Source organism: Pseudomonas sp. NFACC14 (assembly GCF_900106885.1).
In the GTDB taxonomy this organism is placed as follows: Bacteria; Pseudomonadota; Gammaproteobacteria; order Pseudomonadales; family Pseudomonadaceae; genus Aquipseudomonas; species Aquipseudomonas fluorescens_AA.
On the sequence record NZ_FNOA01000002.1, the window covers coordinates 99,437 to 114,204 of the forward strand.

General features: G+C 62.3%; 16 protein-coding genes. 9 read left to right on the forward strand and 7 right to left on the reverse strand.

Annotated features, from left to right (window positions below):
- Positions 1-234 precede the first annotated feature (234 nt).
- Positions 235-2,346, forward strand: a complete 2,112-nt coding sequence (locus tag BLU85_RS04985; RefSeq protein ID WP_092203685.1) for a hybrid sensor histidine kinase/response regulator — start codon at positions 235-237, stop codon at positions 2,344-2,346.
- Positions 2,347-2,442: 96 nt separating this feature from the next.
- Positions 2,443-2,724 carry a hypothetical protein gene (locus tag BLU85_RS04990; protein ID WP_256572880.1) on the forward strand — a complete coding sequence of 94 codons (282 nt, stop codon included), beginning with the start codon at positions 2,443-2,445 and terminating at the stop codon, positions 2,722-2,724.
- 292 nt (positions 2,725-3,016) lie between these two features.
- Here the strand turns inward: BLU85_RS04990 and BLU85_RS04995 are convergent, their stop codons facing one another.
- The 3 genes from BLU85_RS04995 to BLU85_RS05000 all read right to left on the reverse strand — a co-directional run bounded on the left by BLU85_RS04995 (position 3,017) and on the right by BLU85_RS05000 (position 4,895).
- Positions 3,017-3,604 (reverse strand): DcrB/PsbP domain-containing protein, encoded by a 588-nt coding sequence (locus tag BLU85_RS04995; protein ID WP_092203681.1) that lies wholly within the window; start codon positions 3,602-3,604, stop codon positions 3,017-3,019.
- Positions 3,605-3,680: 76 nt separating this feature from the next.
- Positions 3,681-3,848: a hypothetical protein gene (locus BLU85_RS31080; RefSeq protein ID WP_170847622.1), complete on the reverse strand. Its 168-nt coding sequence runs from the start codon at positions 3,846-3,848 to the stop codon at positions 3,681-3,683.
- A 114-nt stretch (positions 3,849-3,962) separates the two neighbouring features.
- Positions 3,963-4,895, reverse strand: a complete 933-nt coding sequence (locus tag BLU85_RS05000) for a LysR family transcriptional regulator (RefSeq protein ID WP_092203679.1) — start codon at positions 4,893-4,895, stop codon at positions 3,963-3,965.
- A gap of 115 nt (positions 4,896-5,010) precedes the next feature.
- On the opposite strand from BLU85_RS05000, the gene BLU85_RS05005 reads away from it, so the two are divergent.
- Both BLU85_RS05005 and BLU85_RS05010 read left to right on the forward strand, forming a co-directional pair.
- Positions 5,011-5,508: a DMT family transporter gene (locus BLU85_RS05005; protein ID WP_092203677.1), complete on the forward strand. Its 498-nt coding sequence runs from the start codon at positions 5,011-5,013 to the stop codon at positions 5,506-5,508.
- A 2-nt stretch (positions 5,509-5,510) separates the two neighbouring features.
- Positions 5,511-5,963: a DMT family transporter gene (locus tag BLU85_RS05010; RefSeq protein WP_092174976.1), complete on the forward strand. Its 453-nt coding sequence runs from the start codon at positions 5,511-5,513 to the stop codon at positions 5,961-5,963.
- A 5-nt stretch (positions 5,964-5,968) separates the two neighbouring features.
- Here the strand turns inward: BLU85_RS05010 and BLU85_RS05015 are convergent, their stop codons facing one another.
- The 3 genes from BLU85_RS05015 to BLU85_RS05025 all read right to left on the reverse strand — a co-directional run bounded on the left by BLU85_RS05015 (position 5,969) and on the right by BLU85_RS05025 (position 8,512).
- Positions 5,969-6,253, reverse strand: a complete 285-nt coding sequence (locus tag BLU85_RS05015; protein ID WP_060738266.1) for a hypothetical protein — start codon at positions 6,251-6,253, stop codon at positions 5,969-5,971.
- Positions 6,254-6,489: 236 nt separating this feature from the next.
- Positions 6,490-7,515 (reverse strand): purine-nucleoside phosphorylase, encoded by a 1,026-nt coding sequence (locus tag BLU85_RS05020; protein WP_092203675.1) that lies wholly within the window; start codon positions 7,513-7,515, stop codon positions 6,490-6,492.
- Between the two features lie 46 nt (positions 7,516-7,561).
- Positions 7,562-8,512: a nucleoside-specific channel-forming protein Tsx gene (locus BLU85_RS05025; RefSeq protein WP_092203673.1), complete on the reverse strand. Its 951-nt coding sequence runs from the start codon at positions 8,510-8,512 to the stop codon at positions 7,562-7,564.
- Between the two features lie 299 nt (positions 8,513-8,811).
- Between BLU85_RS05025 and selD the strand changes: the two genes are divergently transcribed.
- Both selD and mnmH read left to right on the forward strand, forming a co-directional pair.
- Positions 8,812-9,846, forward strand: a complete 1,035-nt coding sequence (selD, locus tag BLU85_RS05030; RefSeq protein WP_092203671.1) for a selenide, water dikinase SelD — start codon at positions 8,812-8,814, stop codon at positions 9,844-9,846.
- Positions 9,846-10,949 carry a tRNA 2-selenouridine(34) synthase MnmH gene (gene mnmH, locus BLU85_RS05035; RefSeq protein WP_092203669.1) on the forward strand — a complete coding sequence of 368 codons (1,104 nt, stop codon included), beginning with the start codon at positions 9,846-9,848 and terminating at the stop codon, positions 10,947-10,949. Before selD ends, mnmH begins: the two co-directional genes overlap by 1 nt.
- A 99-nt stretch (positions 10,950-11,048) precedes the next feature.
- Here mnmH and BLU85_RS05040 read toward each other — a convergent pair whose 3' ends face one another.
- Complete coding sequence (locus tag BLU85_RS05040) at positions 11,049-11,723, reverse strand: histidine phosphatase family protein (RefSeq protein ID WP_092203667.1); 675 nt, start codon at positions 11,721-11,723, stop codon at positions 11,049-11,051.
- 305 nt (positions 11,724-12,028) lie between these two features.
- On the opposite strand from BLU85_RS05040, the gene BLU85_RS05045 reads away from it, so the two are divergent.
- The 3 genes from BLU85_RS05045 (at position 12,029) to hemB (ending at position 14,671) form a co-directional block, all read left to right on the forward strand.
- Positions 12,029-12,727 carry a glutathione S-transferase family protein gene (locus tag BLU85_RS05045; protein WP_092203665.1) on the forward strand — a complete coding sequence of 233 codons (699 nt, stop codon included), beginning with the start codon at positions 12,029-12,031 and terminating at the stop codon, positions 12,725-12,727.
- Positions 12,724-13,581 (forward strand): PhzF family phenazine biosynthesis protein, encoded by an 858-nt coding sequence (locus tag BLU85_RS05050; protein WP_092203663.1) that lies wholly within the window; start codon positions 12,724-12,726, stop codon positions 13,579-13,581. Before BLU85_RS05045 ends, BLU85_RS05050 begins: the two co-directional genes overlap by 4 nt.
- Before the next feature lie 115 nt (positions 13,582-13,696).
- Entirely contained in the window at positions 13,697-14,671 is a 975-nt protein-coding gene (hemB, locus tag BLU85_RS05055; RefSeq protein WP_092203661.1) for a porphobilinogen synthase, read from the forward strand.
- Positions 14,672-14,768 lie beyond the last annotated feature (97 nt).

The following is a 14,768-nucleotide window of genomic DNA, read 5'->3' on the forward strand; positions in this document are numbered from 1 at the left end:
GGGTTGCGCAGCAACCCCCTGCGTCCCGTCTGATACACCACGGTGGCTGATGAATCATGGGGGCTGCTTCGCACCCCAGCGGGGATAAATCCCCTCGCCACAGTGTTAATCGTCTCCCCGATCCGAACTGCGCCCTCACATGAAACCAAACGCCAACCCGGCGCTCGAAGCTCTGATCGCAAGGGATTTGTGTCTGTCGATTCCCTGCAGGCATTTTGAGGTTCAGAGTCGACCATGGAGTTTCTATCCCAGAATCACGGCTGCCCTGGATGGGGCGGTGAGATGGCCGGGCGTATCCGGGCGTTCGATTGGAGCCGAACCGAGTTGGGCGCCATCGAGCACTGGTCCGCCAGCTTGCGTAGCGCTGTCCAATTGTTGCTGGCTTCGCCCCTGCCGATAGTGATGTTGTGGGGCCGCCAGGGCTTCATGATTTACAACGATGCCTATGCCGAGTTCGCCGGCGGCCGCCACCCCTACTTGCTGGGGTGCGCGGTGGAGTTGGGCTGGCCGGAGGTGGCCGAATTCAATCGCCATGTACTGGACGTCTGTCTGGCCGGCGGCACCTTGTCCTACCGCAGCAAAGAGCTGGTCCTGCTGCGCGATGGCAAGCCTGAAGACGTGTGGATGGACCTCTACTACAGCCCGGTGCCCGATGATGACCAGTCTCCGGCGGGTGTGCTGGCGATTGTGGTGGAAACCACAGAGCACGTATTGACCGAGCGCGCCCGGCAAGAGGCCGAACGCAGTTACCGCGCGGTCAATGAACGCATTCAGCTGGCGCTTTCGGCCGGGCCCTTGCTGGGATCGTTCGTCTGGGACATCCAGGCCGACACGCTGTCGGGCGATGAGCGTTTTGCCCGCACCTTCAACTACCCCCCCGACTGTCCGCTGGACGCACTGCCCATCGAGATTGCCCGCCAGGGCATCCACCCGGACGACCTCGAAGAGGTCAACCAGCGGGTCGAACTGACCGTTCGCACAGGCACGCCTTACAGCGCCGAGTATCGGGTTCGCCGCCTGGGCGGTGACTACCGGTGGGTGCTGGCCAGCGGTCGATGCGAGTTCGACAGGACAGGCCGGCCCCTGCGGTTTCCGGGAGTGCTGATTGATATCGACGAACGCAAGACGGCCGAAGCTTCGCTGCTCAAATTCACCCGCGACCTGGAGCAACGTGTCGCCGACGAGGTGCAGGCGCGGTTGGCAGCCGAAGAGCAGTTGCGCCAGTCGCAGAAGCTCGAGGCCATTGGCGGCCTCACCGGTGGCGTGGCCCATGATTTCAACAACTTGCTGCAGGTGATCGCCGGCAATCTGCACTTGCTGGCCCGCCACGAACGGGACAACGCCAATGTGCAACGACGGGTCAGTGCCTCCATCGAAGCCGTGGAGCGGGGGGCCAAGTTGTCATCGCAGCTGTTGGCTTTCGCCCGGCGCCAGCCATTGTCACCGGCGGTCTACAACCCTCGGCGCATCTACGAGGGCATGGGTGAACTGCTGCAGCGGGCCTTGGGCGAAACCATCCTGATTGAAGTGAGCCTGCCCCAGGAACCCTGGTGCATCCATGTCGATCGCAATCAGTTGGAAAATGCCCTGTTGAACCTGGCGATCAATGCGCGTGATGCCATGCGGGGCGAGGGCACTATCCATCTGATCGGCGAGAATATCGTGCTCGATGACGCGTTCTGCGCCGGCAAGGGAATTGCGGCCGGCGATTATGTCCGGCTGTCGGTGATCGATTGCGGCGTTGGCATGCCGCCCGATGTCCTGAAGCAGGTGTTCGAACCGTTTTTCACCACCAAGACCGATGGCCAGGGCACCGGGCTTGGATTGAGCATGGTGTTCGGGTTCGTCAAGCAGAGTGGCGGTCATATCGAGATCGCCAGTGACCTGGGCGAAGGCACGCGGGTGCGGATGTATTTCCCTCGAAGCCTTGCGCCCGAAGCCGGGGAAACCGAGCAACATGATGCGCTTCATTCCGGCCGGCAAGAGACGATCCTGGTGGTGGAGGACAACGCCGAGGTGCGCAGCGCGTCGGTGGAACTGCTGGAGCAGTCCGGCTACAGGACCCTCACGGCCGCCAACGGCGATGAGGCGATGAAGCTGCTGCTGGATGGCACCCCGGTCGACCTGATCTTCACCGACGTGGTCATGCCCGGCCTGATCAAGAGTTCCGACCTGGCCGCCTGGGCCAAGGTGCAGACCCCGCCGGTCCCCGTGCTGTTCACCTCGGGGCACACCCGGGACATCATCTCCCGCAACCATCAATTGAGCCCCGATACCCATTTGTTGAGCAAACCCTACGGTCCGGACGCACTGGCCCGGATGGTGAGGAGCGTGCTGGGCGGTTGATCGCGGCGTCTTAAACAAATGGAACCGAAGCCGTCGCGTCACCTTCGAATGTTCAAGACCGGTCATCCATCCGGCCCTGTCATGAACGAGGTGCCCATGAACGACGATCCCGCAGACACCCAGCAACAAGGCCAGGCGCAGGCGCCATCCCCGCGCAACGATCCGGCCATCGATCCCCAGGTCCCGGGCAAGCCTTCGAGTGCCGAGCCCGTCAGTCCTGCAGGAGCGGACCAGGCTGACAGCGCCGCCACTGAGGTCGATCAGAAGCAGCATTATCAGGACAATGACAACACCTTCAGCCCCGGCTTCAAGCCTGACCCGGACCGGCCGAAATCCGGTGACGACACGGATGCTGACATCGACACCGATGGTGGCTAGACACACCACCGCATCATGGTGGTGAATGCAAAACTCATGAACCTCCACAAACCCTGTGGGAGCGAGCTTGCTCGCGAAAGCGCTGGGTCAGCTTGAGTCGATGTTGATTGTGCCGCCGCCATCGCGAGCAAGCTCGCTCCCACAATGGACCTGCGCTGGATGCAAAACTCATGAACCTCCACAAACCCTGTGGGAGCGAGCTTGCTCGCGAAAGCGGTGTGTCAGCTTGCATCTATGCTGATTGTGCCGACGCCATCGCGAGCAAGCTCGGCTCCCACATGTTCTGAGGGGGTTAGTGACCGCTGGCGATCTGTTTCACCAACGCTTCATGGCCGGTCTTGTCGCTGGCCCGGGAGATGATCTGCACCACCGCCATGCGCGTGCCGGAGGCTCCCAGCAAGGTGGTGTCGAGGGTCGGTCCGCCGCCCTGGGTCGCGCGGGTATCGAGTTGGCGCAGGCCCACGCCGGTACCTTTTTGCTTCAGGCTTTTTTCGCTGAGGAGCTTGGCATCCGGCAGGGACTTGAGGCGCTGGGCGGCGAAGTCGGCCATGGTAGCGTCGAGGAACGCGCCATCGTCATCCTTCACATTCGCACCGTCGATGATGGTGTTTTCCGCTGCGATCACCACGGTCTTGCTGGTGGCATTGCTGTACATCGTCCCCGTCGCCCCGGCGGTGCCCTGGGCGGCTTCACCGGCGGGCAATGGCGTCGCTGTAAAACCCTTGGGCAAGGTGAAGGTGAACTTGCCGCCCAGCATCGACACCTTCTGCGCCGGTGCATCGCTGGCAGGTTTGGCCGGGGCCGCCAGGGTGGATACCACGACCAGGCTGGCGAAGGCCCCCAGCAACAGGACGGCGGCTTGTTTACTCAGCAATGACATTGAAAATCTCCACGGATGGTCGCGCTTGAAGGCCGATCATCCCATGGGCGTCGTCCCGGACTCCAGCAAGAGACCGTCATTTTGGCGATGCCGCCTGCCTCAGCAGGCGGCGGGTCACCCGCAACATGGCCACTGACACCGCGACGCCCAAGGCAAAGGCCGGCCCGCTCAACACCGGCCGTACCGTCGGGAACAGATACGGCATCCCCAGTAGCGCGACCAGGGCGATTAGGAGCAGCAGCACGCGATCATCCTTGTCGGAGGTGGGCCGTCACGTTAGCACCGCCTCGCTCAGGTTGCGCATCGAAGTGCCGGGGTTCAAGGCCGTTGGTCAAGTTCGACTGAGGCCGCGCCGTGTTCAGCGATCCCAGTAGGGCACTTCGCCAAAACACTCGAGAAAGAAATCGATGACCGTGCGGACCTTCACCGACAGGCGTCGACTGCCCGGCCAGAGGATGGCGATCTGTTGCGGTTCGAGGCTGTTGGACGCCTGGTAATCCTTTAGCACCGGGACCAGCGTGCCGTTACGCACGGCTTCGCCGATCAACCACGACGGGAACATCACCAGCCCCAGGCCTTGTTCGGCGGCCTGGGTCAAGGTGTCGGCGTGGTTGCCGGTGATCGGGCCGCTGACGCTGTAGGGGGTCCAGGCCTGGCCTGGGCGGCGGAAGAACCAGCGCTGCTGGCCGGTCACGCCCTTGTAGGCCAGGCACCGGTGGTGAACCAGGTCCTGGGGCTTGAGTGGTGCGCCGTGGCGGGCCAGGTAGGTCGGGCTGGCGGCGATCTGGAAGCGATGGGGCGCGAGGATGCGCGCCTGCATGCTCGAATCGTGCAGCGCACCGATGCGGAACAGCAGGTCGGCGCCTTCCTGCAGTGGGTCGACGTAGCTGTCGGTCTGCTGGATCTCCAGTTGCAGCTTCGGATAACGCTCGCATAGCTGCCCCAACCACGGTGTCAGGTGGCGCTGGCCAAACACCACCGGCGCATTGATCCGCACCAGTCCGGACGGTTCGCTGTGTTGCTCCTGCAGCGCCTGTTCGGCTTCCTCCAGTTGCACCAGCAGCAGCCGTGCATGATGCCCCAACAGGCGGCCAGCCTCGGTGGGTGAAACGGCGCGGGTGTGGCGATAGAGCAACTGTTGGTTCAGGGCCTGTTCCATCAACTGGATCTGCCGGGAAATCGAGGACGGCGCCAAGCCTTCGCGCCGTGCGACTTCCGAAAAACTGCCGTGATCGAGCACGGCGACGAACAATCGCAATGCCTTGAAGCCCAGTTCATCGAGGCCATGCATGGTGCGGGCTTTCCTGTGCGTATTGCGCAAAAGTGTTGTCGGGATACTCACATTTATCGCACAGCGGCACCAGCCGATAATGCCGGCCCTCTTTCAAGTGAACAGGTTTTGACTCATGCAAACATCTTCGTTGAGCGAAGCCGTGCCGGTATCGACACCCGCCAGACCCCGGACATTACTGCGCTGGCTGTTGCTGCCTCTGGTGATCCTGGCCGGCATGGGCTTGTCGGTGGAAGCCGGCCTGCTCGGGCCGCTCGGGGCCCAGGTCGGGCATCTGTGGGCCACGCTGAGCATCTTCGGCGTCGGTTCGGCGATCCTTTTCCTGCTGTTGTTGCTCAGTGGCCGGCAGCGAGGCCCAGCCTTGCATGAGTTGCCACGCTGGCAATTGATCGGCGGTTTTCTCGGTCCGATCTATGTGGTCGTGCTGACACTCGCCACGCCGCACATCGGCATCGCCATGACCATGGTCGCGATTCTCTCCGGCCAGGTGGGTAAAAGTGTCCTGATCGATCATTTCGGCTGGTTCGGGACGGCCCGCAAGCGGGTCAATGGCGAACGCTGGCTGGCGTTGGCCTTGATTGTCGTTGCCCTTGTCCTGATTGCCCGAGGTTGAACATGAATCTGTTTGTTTTGTTGTTGCTGGTCGTCGCGGCCGGTGCGGTGTTGAGTGTGCAGGCGGCTATCAACGGGCGCCTGGGCCAGACGGTCGGTGTGTTGCGCAGCAGCTTGCTGACGTTCACGGTGGGCACGGTGACCACCGGGCTGCTGATCGTGTTTTTCGAGCCGGCCCACGGCTTGACGCTGTTGGACATGCCGAAATGGCAACTCAGCGGGGCCTTGTTCGGTGTGGTGTACATGATGGTGATGGTGGGCGCGGTGCCCAGGGTCGGCACGGCCGTGGCCACCGTGGCGGTCATCGTCGGACAACTGGGCATGGGCATGCTGATCGACAATTTCGGCTGGCTGGGCAACCCGGCCATCGAATTGTCCGGCAGTCGAGTCCTTGCCATGGCCTGCCTGGCATTGGCGCTGGTGTTCATGTATCGCAGCAATGCCCGTCAGGCCTGAACGGTTCAGTCGGGTTCCACGTTGAGTTGCAGGCTGCCATCGGCCAGGCGTTCAGTGCTGCGGACGATGCCGCTCAGGCGCCGGCCCTCGGCGCTGAACACCACGATCTCGGCCTTGTCCAGGTCGTCCGGCATCGGCGGTTGAACGTGCAGCGCGAACCACACCGGCTTGTCCTCGTCGAGGCGCTGGACGGCGTATTGGCAGTCGATACTTTTGGTCTGGCGGCCGAACAGGGTGTCGAGACCGTAGTCCAGGTGAGTGCTGTCGGCGGCGGAGGGTGTGAGAGGCATTGGCGGTCTCCTGGGGGCGCGCGGTTGATGTTCAAATGATCCTGCCCGGGAGGGAAAATTCCATTGGCTGAGCCGTTGAGAACAGCCCAATCAGTTCCCTGTGGCGAGGGGATTTATCCCCGTTGGAGCGCGGAGCGGTCCTGAGCCCCGCTCATCAGGGCGGGGCAGACTTGGGGCCGCTTCGCGACCCAGCGGGGATAAATCCCCTCGCCACAAAGGATCCTGGCGCTGAAAGATCAGAGTCCTGGCACGCCGTTCTTCCACGCCGACCAGTTCTTCACAATGTCCTGCACCAGCGGGTTGCCGGTGCGGAACAGGTTTTCCAGCGCAGGGACGAACGCGCCCTGGTCGGCGTACTTGAGCAGGTTATCCACTTCATTGCCACCGGGCTCGGGGCGGTCGAAGTCGGACCCGGCCCGTAGCACTGCCAGCCGGTTGATGTCCACCCGACCTTCACGGCTGGCCCGCAGCAAGGCCTCGTAAGTCGAGTTGTCTTCCTGTTGGGTCGTGCAGTAGACGCCTTTGTTGTCGGTGAGCAGGCGGGTCCAGACTTCGGCGCGCTCGCTCAGGCGCGTGCCGGAGAACCAGGTGTTGCCGGCCAGGGTGTCGCAGCGGGTCACCACCGGCGGCTGGTTGGCCGGGGCATACGGATATTTCAAGCGCCAGGCGGCCGACTCCTTGCTTTCGGCCAGGGTCACCTGCTGGCTGAGGGCAAAGGCCTTGGCTTGCAGGGCCGGGTTGAGTTCGAAGACTTCTGTCTTGTAGTCCAGCGGCGGCTTTTCGTTCGGCCCCTTGGTGTTGATGCCCAGGTAGCCGGTGGGCCAGTCCTTGGGCACATCCCGCGAATCCAGCTCCCATTGAGTACCGAACTCCACCAGGTAATGGGCCCAGGCGGTTGTGCCGAGCGTGCCGTGGTGCGGGTTGATGCCGGCGATCCCGGCCACCAGGAAATAGCTCTTGCGCAGGTCGACGGTCGGGGAGAGCGCCAGGGCCAGGGTCGAAGCCGCCGCGTTGGTCTGGCCCATGCCGGTGATCAGCAGGCAGACCCGTTCGGCATTGCAGCGGATCGTCGGGTACTCGGCGGACAGACCCGGTATACGGATTTCATCCTTGAGCTGCAAGCGTTCGATCCAGTTCTGCGCTTCGGGGGCGAACATCGTGATCAGCATCACTTTGGGTTGAAGTGGCGGTGCGGCCCCGGCGCTTGTCGCGAAGAGTGCAGTACTTGCCAGGCCGATTGAAGCAAACAGGCGATTGATCATGTGTTCGTGACCTCCATGGATTCGAAAGGGTGCTGCGACGATGTGCTCAGAATTGATAGCCGACCCCGGCGTAATAGCCCCACCCATCGGAGCGGGCGCGGAAGTTGCCATCGCCAAAGTTGAGTTCACTGCCATCCTGCCAGTTGCCGCCGTTGTGGAAGTAGCGGCCCACCAGAGTGAAGCGCACGTGGGTGAACGCGTACAGCAAGACATTGGTGGCGACCGTGGCGTTGGCGGTGCGGGCCGGGTTGTCCTTGTGCAGGTCCGAACCGAAGTCGAAGTTGGTGAAGCCAATGTACGTCAGCGAGGCTCCATTGCTGAACTGGCTGATCGGCACGATGTACTTGAGTTGGGCGCGGTAGCCGTCCCAGGAATATTCATTGCTGGCGCCATAGTTTTCCCATTGATAACGGCCATAGAGGTTGGCCGACAAGTTGACCCTCGAGTGAGTGTCGATGTCGGTGCCCAGGCCGCTGTACAAGGTGTTCGCGCGATTGGCGCTGTTGCTGCCGTGGTCGTAGATCCAGTCGAACGCCACATACCATTCCTTGAACGGCCCGATGGCCAGGCTGCGGCCGGCCAGGTAGTCGATGGAAATCCGCGGCTCGTGTTCCATGAACACGGGTGAACCGTGGTCCCACGCACCTTTGTCGTGACTGTTGCCAATGTTGAAAATCTTCGGGATGTCGACGTAGCCATAGAGTTCGAAGGGCCCCTTGCGTCCGAAGTATTCATATTCCAGATAGATATCGTCGACCGGTTGCGGGCCGAAGCTGATGTCTTTGCTGCCGATGAGCGTCAGGTCCTGGTTGTACCAGTCCGACAGGTAGGCGCCTTTCTTCGACGGGGTGGCTTCAGGGCTGAGGGCTTCGCCTTGGGCGGACACCTCGGTGGGTTGGGCGTGGGTCGTGGCGCTGAGTAGTCCGGTAACGGCGGTCAGTAGCAGGGTGGCTGCCCATACGCCGGGCGTGGCGCGACACCGGGAAGTGAAGTGCATGGAAAGTCCTTGTTCGTGCGGGCCGAAGCCCGGGTTCCGTGATTGAAAAAAATCGTCGATCCGCTGGGGCAGGATCGAATGCGCAAACGTTTGCACATCCCATACCAATTTTGTGCAGTGGCTTGAAAAGCTTGAGATTGAGGCTGTTTTCCTGTCCTTTTGGTCAGGCAGGGTGCGCCGAATGCTTCACGCCCGCCTGAAGCAGCACCAAAGTGTTGCACGGGCGGATGCTCGGTACGGCACTGAGTCGGCGGCGTTGCTGTTAGAATCGATCCCCTTGACTGACCGGAGAGATGCCCATGAGCGAGCCGATTCGCCTGACCCAGTACAGCCACGGTGCCGGTTGCGGCTGCAAGATTTCGCCCCAAGTGCTGGAAGTGATCCTGGCCGGCAGTGGTGCGCAGAACCTCGATCCCAAGCTGTGGGTCGGCAATGCTTCTCGCGACGACGCTGCGGTGTATGCCATCGACGAAGAGCGTGGGGTGGTCTCGACCACCGATTTTTTCATGCCGATTGTCGATGATCCCTTCGATTTCGGTCGCATCGCCGCCACCAATGCCATCAGCGACATCTACGCCATGGGCGGTGATCCGCTGATGGCCATCGCGATTCTTGGCTGGCCAGTCAACGTATTGGCCCCGGAAATTGCCCGGGAAGTGATTCGCGGCGGTCGTTCCGTGTGTGACGAGGCCGGTATTCCCCTGGCGGGCGGGCATTCGATCGATGCGCCCGAGCCGATCTTCGGCCTGGCGGTCACGGGCCTGGTGCAAAAGCGCCATATGAAGCGCAACGACACGGCCACCGTCGGCTGCCGGCTGTACCTGACCAAGCCCCTGGGCATCGGCATCCTCACCACGGCGGAAAAGAAAGGCAAGCTGCGCGCTGCCGATGTTGGCCTGGCCCGTGACTGGATGTGCACCCTCAATAAACCCGGCAGTCGCTTCGGCAAGCTCGATGGCGTGACGGCGATGACCGACGTCACCGGTTTCGGCCTGCTCGGGCACCTGGTGGAAATGGCCGACGGCAGCCAGTTGACCGCGCGCATCCGCTATGACGCGGTGCCGCGTCTGCCGGGCGTCGAATACTACCTCGACCTGGGCTGTGTGCCGGGCGGTACGCTGCGCAACTACGACAGCTACGCCAGCAAGGTCGGTCGGGTCCAGGAACTGCACAAGCGAGTGCTGTGCGACCCGCAGACCAGCGGCGGCCTGTTGATTGCCGTCACCCCCGAAGGCGAGGACGAGTTCCTGCGGGTGGCCACGGAACTCGGCCTGGCGCTGGAGCCCATTGGCGAGTTGGTCGAGCGACAGCGTTACGCGGTCGAGGTGTCTTGATGAGCCAGGACATCACCGATTACCGCGACATCTTCCTCCATGACCGACCGATGATGGACACACGCGCCCCAGTCGAATTCATCAAGGGCGCTTTCCCCGGCGTGGTCAATCTGCCGTTGATGACCGACAACGAACGGCAACGTGTCGGGACCTGCTACAAACAACAGGGGCAACAGGCCGCCATCGTCCTGGGGCATCAACTGGTGTCCGGTGAGACCAAGGCCCAGCGCATCCAGGCTTGGGCGGCGTTCGCCAAGGCCCATCCCGACGGTCTGCTGTATTGCTTTCGCGGCGGCTTGCGTTCGCAGATCGTCCAGCAATGGCTCAAGGACGAAGCGGGCATTGATTACCCTCGGGTCGGCGGTGGCTACAAGGCCATGCGCACGTTCTTGCTGGACACCGTCGAACAGGCGGTGGCCGAGTGCGACCTGGTGCTGCTGGGCGGCATGACCGGTACCGGCAAGACCGAAGCGCTGGGCCAACTGGGCAACAGCCTGGACCTGGAAGGGTATGCCAACCATCGCGGTTCGAGCTTCGGCAAACGCGCCACCGGCCAGCCTTCCAACATCGATTTTGAAAACCGCCTGGCCGTGGATGTGCTGAAAAAACGCGCCGCCGGCATCGAGCAGTTTGTGCTGGAAGATGAGAGCCGTGCGGTCGGCAGCTGCGCCTTGCCACTGTCCTTGTACCAGCGCATGCAGCAGGTTCCGATGGTCTGGCTGGAAGACAGTCTGGAGCGTCGGGTCGAACGGATCCTGCAGGATTACGTCATTGACCTGTGTGCGGAGTTTGTCGCAGTACATGGCGACGAAGGTTTTTCGCTGTTTTCCGAGCGATTGCTGGCAAGCCTGGACAACATCCACAAACGCCTGGGTGGCGACCGTCACCGGCGCTTGAAGGACATCCTGGAAACAGCCCTGGCCGAGCAGGCCCACAGCGGTGCCGTCGACGTGCATCGCGGTTGGATCGAGGGTTTGCTGAGTGAGTATTACGACCCGATGTACGTGTTCCAGCGGGAAAAGAAGGGCTTGCGGATCGAGTTCTCGGGGGAGCAGGCGGCGGTGCTGGAGTACTTGCGCGAGCGGGCGGCCCGGGGAAGATGACCTGTGGGAGCGAGCTTGCTCGCGATGACGGCAACACAGGCGCCCTTGAGGCAAGCTGACCCACCGCCATCGCGAGCAAGCTCGCTCCCACATTGATGATCAGGTCGGACAGGCTTGCTGGCCATTGTCCAAGCCTTGCTTGTAGCTCTGGCTGGTGAGGCTGGCCTTGCCGTTGTGCCAGGTCAGGGTCAGCACATACAGCGAATCGAAGTCCCCGGATGCCCAGTCTTCGGTAATGGTCTGCTTCTTGCCCACCGCCTCACCGGCGACCTTGTTGATCAGCTCCGGCAGGTAGCCATGGGACCAGGCGGTATAGATGGTGGAGTTGTGGTACTTGTCGTGCAGCAACTCGTCAGCCAGGTCGCTGGTGTCGTTGGCTGAAAAACTGATGTTTACCGGCAGCCCGAGCTTGATGGCGCTGGGGCTGATGGTCATCAGCGGGCGAATATAGCTGTAGGAGTTGTCCAGCTCACCCTCTTCGACATTGCGGGTCGGGTTGGCCGCAAACACGTAGTCAGCCTTGCCGAATTTTTCCGGCAGCAGGGTGGCCAGGTCGATGGCGCGATTGAGGCCCTGGCAGTTGAGCTGGCCCAGGCCACCGGCGGGTTTCTCGGCGTGGCGCAGGAACACCAGGGTCTGTACGCCGTCGGCTGGCTGGGCGCGGCTGACGCTGGATTCCAGCGACAGCACCAGGCCACAGACCACAAGCAGCGTCGGCAGCATCAGCCACGAACGGTGTTTGAAGCGTCTGGCGAAATTCAGTGGGTTCATCATCGAATAATAGTCTTCAGCACGCTTGAGTCAGGCTGACAAACCCCGGTACCGCGAAGCGCTTGGCCTCGGGTGTTTTCCCTGTCGTTACGCCTCGTTGGTTCTTCGCGGGCATTGCTCAGAGTCCCTTCGAGCGCTTTGGTTCGATTCCGGTGCACTGTAGCGATCTCCGTCAGGAGATGGGACGAACGTTAACCACAGGATGTTGCTGAATTAAGAAGGGACGACGTGAATTGTGTGACGGGCAGTGGTGTCGTCCCCAACATCTTGGATATCCTCGGGGTTTCCTTCATTTCCGAGCCGACCCCATGCCCGACTTGACGCCATACCTCATCACCCAGAAGTGGCCCGCCCAATACCCGGAGTGGATCCAGCTCTACTCCCTGCCAACCCCCAACGGCGTGAAGGTTTCGATCATGCTGGAAGAGATCGGCCTGCCGTACGAGCCCCACAAAGTGGACTTCGCCAACAACGACCAGCTGTCGCCCGAGTTCCTGTCCCTGAACCCCAACAACAAGATCCCGGCGATTCTCGATCCCCACGGGCCGGGGGACCAGCCGTTGGCGTTGTTCGAGTCGGGGGCGATCCTGATCTATCTGGCGGACAAGAGCGGACAGTTGCTGGCCCAGGAGTCGGCGGCGCGCTACGAGACGATCCAGTGGCTGATGTTCCAGATGGGTGGGATCGGGCCCATGTTCGGGCAGTTGGGGTTCTTCAACAAATTCGCCGGCAAGGACTACGAGGACAAGCGGCCACGGGATCGTTATGTCGAGGAAAGCAGGCGCCTGCTCAAGGTGCTCGATGGCCGTCTGCAAGGGCGGGACTGGATCATGGGCGAGCGCTACACCATTGCCGATATCGCCACGTTTCCCTGGGTGCGCAACTTGATCGGTTTTTATGAAGCCGATGATTTGGTGGGTATCCAGAACTTCCCCGATGTGACGCGGGTATTGGAGCGCTTCCTGGCGCGACCGGCCGTGGCCCGCGGGTTGAAGATTCCGGAATGAGCAAACCGACGCCCCGCCGATTCGATTACAAGCAACTGGATGTGTTCAGCGATGTGCCGCTCAAGGGCAATCCGCTGGCGGTGGTGCTGGGGGCCGATGGGCTCAGTGACTCGCGCATGGCCGCTTTCGCCAACTGGACCAATCTCAGCGAAACCACGTTCCTGTTGGCGCCGCAGCACCCGGAAGCCGATTACCGGGTGCGTATTTTCACCACGTCCACCGAGTTGCCGTTTGCCGGGCATCCGACCCTGGGCAGTTGTCACGCCTGGCTGGAAGCCGGAGGCGTGCCCAAAGGGCAGGAGATCGTGCAGGAGTGCGGCGTCGGCCTGGTCAGGGTGCGCCGCAGCGATCATGGGTTGGCGTTCCTCGCGCCGCCCTTGCTCAAGTCCGGTCCGCTGGAGGCCGAGCTGCTGGAGCGGGTGTGCAAGGGGCTGGGGCTCGCAGCGCAGGCGATTGTCGAGGCGCAATGGGTCGATAATGGTGCCGGCTGGCTGGCGGTGATGCTCAAGGATCGCCGGCAAGTCCTGACGCTCGAGCCGGATTACCAGCAGTTGCTGGACCTGGCCGTGGGCGTGATCGCACCCTGGGATCGGGCCGTGGATGGCGATGAGGCCCACTTCGAAGTGCGCGGCTTCATCGCCGGTGATGGCATGCCCGAGGATCCGGCCACCGGCAGCTTGAACGCCGGGCTTGCGCAATGGATGTTGGGCAAGGGGCTGGCGCCTGCGTCCTATGTGGTCAGCCAGGGATTGACGATGGGCCGGGCCGGGCGGATTCATGTCGAGCAGTTGGGGGAAGAGGTCTGGATTGGTGGCGCGGTGGTGACGTGCATCAACGGCTCGTTGACCGTATGAGGCGATTATTACCCGGCTGGTAATACTCTGTTTTCAGCTGGCGTTTGTGCCCTGGCTGGCCTGGGCATAAGCTTCGCTCCCTGTGATCGAGCCGCATTTTTTGCCCAGGAGTCCCATGTCCAGCCAGTTCCCCGAAGCACGTCCACGCCGCCTGCGTCGCAATGCAAGCCTGCGCAGCCTGTTCCAGGAAACCGAGTTCACCCTGAACGATCTGGTGCTGCCGATTTTCGTCGAAGAAGAAATCGATGATTTCGTACCGATCAAGAGCATGCCCGGCGTGGTGCGCATCCCTGAGTCGAAGCTGGCCGGTGAGATCGAACGCTATGCCCGTGCTGGCATCAAGTCGGTGATGACCTTTGGTGTGTCCCATCACCTGGACAACGATGGCAGCGACACCTGGAGTGAGTGGGGCCTGGTGTCACGCATGGCCAGGATCTGCAAGGACGCGGTGCCGGAAATGATCGTGATGTCCGACACCTGCTTCTGTGAATACACCGACCATGGTCACTGCGGCGTGCTCCACGGCAATGAAGTGGACAACGACCGGACCTTGATCAACCTGGGCAAGCAAGCCGTGGCGGCGGCCCGCGCCGGTGCCGATGTGATCGCGCCGTCGGCGGCCATGGACGGCCAGGTCCAGGCGATTCGCAAGGCTTTGGATGAAGCCGGTTTCAACCAGACGGCGATCATGGCCTATTCCACCAAATTCGCCTCGGCGCTGTATGGCCCGTTCCGCGAGGCCGGCGGCAGCGCCCTGAAAGGTGACCGCAAGAGCTACCAGATGAACCCGATGAACCGCCGCGAAGCCCTGCGCGAATCCCTGCTCGATGAACAGGAAGGTGCCGATGCGCTGATGGTCAAGCCGGCCGGTGCCTACCTCGACATCATCCGCGATATTCGCCAGGCTTCGAACCTGCCGCTGTCGGCTTACCAGGTCAGTGGCGAATACGCGATGATCAAATTCGCCGCCCAGGCCGGCGCCATCGACGAAGCCCGTGTGGTACGCGAGAGCCTTGGCGCAATCAAGCGGGCGGGGGCAGACCTGATCTTCACCTACTTCGCCATGGACCTGGCGCTGAGCGGGATCTGATCCCTGTGGGAGCGAGCTTGCTCGCGATAGCGGTGGATCGGCTTGCTTCGAGGGTGACTGTGCCGCCGTCATCGCGAGCGAGCTCGCTCCCACATGG